Source organism: Bradyrhizobium sp. 137 (assembly GCF_023074095.1).
Lineage (GTDB): Bacteria > Pseudomonadota > Alphaproteobacteria > Rhizobiales > Xanthobacteraceae > Bradyrhizobium.
On the sequence record NZ_JADPKU010000031.1, the window covers coordinates 1 to 1,794 of the forward strand.

At 63.2% G+C, this 1,794-nt stretch carries 2 protein-coding genes; one reads left to right on the forward strand and one right to left on the reverse strand.

What is annotated here, in order from left to right; genetic code table 11:
- Positions 1-107 precede the first annotated feature (107 nt).
- Complete coding sequence (locus IVA78_RS05975; RefSeq protein WP_247275621.1) at positions 108-554, reverse strand: hypothetical protein; 447 nt, start codon at positions 552-554, stop codon at positions 108-110.
- A gap of 286 nt (positions 555-840) precedes the next feature.
- On the opposite strand from IVA78_RS05975, the gene IVA78_RS05980 reads away from it, so the two are divergent.
- The gene (locus IVA78_RS05980) at positions 841-1,125 is read left to right on the forward strand and encodes a hypothetical protein (protein WP_247275622.1); all 285 of its coding nucleotides are present in this window, start codon (positions 841-843) and stop codon (positions 1,123-1,125) included.
- Positions 1,126-1,794 lie beyond the last annotated feature (669 nt).

Sequence of the window (1,794 nt, forward strand, 5' to 3'; positions counted from 1 at the left end):
CGTCGATCTCATCCTACGGCAGCGATCGCAGCGATGCCCCTACTGCAGAAGACGTATCCGTGAAAAACTGCAGCACAAACCAATTCTGCCAAAGTAGTGCTAGTAGCTCAGTAGCAGCGCATGATGTTGACGGTGTGCTCGCCGCCGCCGCGGCCGGGCACCGTCACCTGCTCCGTCGGGCAGCTCGGCACATAGGGCCGGTCGGACGGCACGACATTCGGCGGAAAGCGGTGCGCCCAATCCCAGGGAACGTCATACGTATAGGTATAGCGCACATCGCTGGAGAACGACTGAGCCGCCTCGCCGAAAGGTTGGCTATACGTCGCACCGTCGTAGAAGAACCCGCCGCCACCCGGCCAATAGACCCAGGGATTGCCGCGCCGGTGGAACCGGGCGCCAGGCCCGATCGGCGCACGCGCCATTGCATTTGGAGGCGCGGCGGCCAGCCCGTGCGGCGCGGCGCCACCGGGCCTGGCAAAACTGTCGCTGGGGCTAAGGAGCAGCGCGGCTGCGCTGAGCGAGGCGAATAGCGCCCCTTGTGATCTCGACATCATGATACGCACCAACTCGTTTGGCTTCGCGGGTCGCGGCTCCCCCACCACACGCTAGGCCGGGCTGTCGCCCGCCAGCAAACGTATAATTAATTATTGGTTAAGCCACGGGATTAATGGGGAACATGGTGCGGCAGAACGCCTGGAATTTCCGTCCCATTTCAGCGACTTCGTTCCGCGGCACGCGATTCATAACCAGTTGATCGGAGTTGATCGCTCCCCGGCCAATACGTCCGGAACGCTCCCGCATTGCAACCGTTGGCCCCGACACAAGCAAGGAGCATCTTCAATGCAGAACAAGTCAAAACTCCTCTGCCTGGTCACGGCATCGCTCGTCGCAGGCGCAACAGCCGCATCGGCGCAGGGCTACGACTGGAATGGGCCGCGCGTGGGTTGGGACCGCACCGCCCCCGCCTACGAACCGGTTCAGCCGCGCGCGTACTATCCGGATGTCGCCGGACCATATGGCGCGTACAACGGCACCCGCCATCCGACCCCGAGCTCAACGCAGGGCGATGTCGGTCCTGACGGCAACAACAACGGCACGCTGACCGGCAGCTATCGCAACTGGTAGCGAATCGGGCTTCGTTGCAAGGACCCGCCGCTTCATCGAGCGGCGGGTCGTTCTTTTTGCGGCATACATTGTGAGCTGAAGATCGCCGTTGTCGCCGCCTGCGTCATTGCAAGCGCAAGGACGATGTTGAAGCAGTCACGCGCGATAACGGCGGCAGCCCGGACGGAGCGAACCGTAATCCGGGAGCGGATGGAATCCCGGATTACGCTGCGCTCCATCCAGGCTACATGATATCGCGTTGCCGGCGGGGCGAAACACCAAGCCGTGGGTCAACGTGCGCCATCCAAAATATTCCGCTTTACCGAAATTCGGAAATCGCGTATGTGTCGCGGCAACCCGGCCCAAGCAAGAGGGGGGTATCGCGATCGTCACGACACGCGGGCCGGGCGGCGGTGGACGCAGGTTACATCGGCGCGAAGAGCTTCGCAGGGCGGAGAGCCGTGAGCGAAGACCTCGCGCACTCGACCGGTGCGATCGGCGTATGGCGAAATCGTGTGGTCCTGGCGCCCGGGGTCTGTGCGCCAAGTCTTGCGGTGATGTGAGCGGCCCAACCGGACCGCGGCATCAGTTATCGGCAAGGCGACGGGGGCAATAGTGCATCGCTCCCCGGGGAGCAACTGTGTTGAAGTAGACCGGTGATCGAGCGGGCTCAAGGCTGGCGCTGCGCGC

What these genes read in the sequence shown, in the direction of transcription:
- IVA78_RS05975 (WP_247275621.1), bottom strand. Translation starts at nt 554, where the DNA reads ATGATGTCGAGATCACAAGGGGCGCTATTCGCCTCGCTCAGCGCAGCC.
- IVA78_RS05980 (WP_247275622.1), top strand. Translation starts at nt 841, where the DNA reads ATGCAGAACAAGTCAAAACTCCTCTGCCTGGTCACGGCATCGCTCGTC.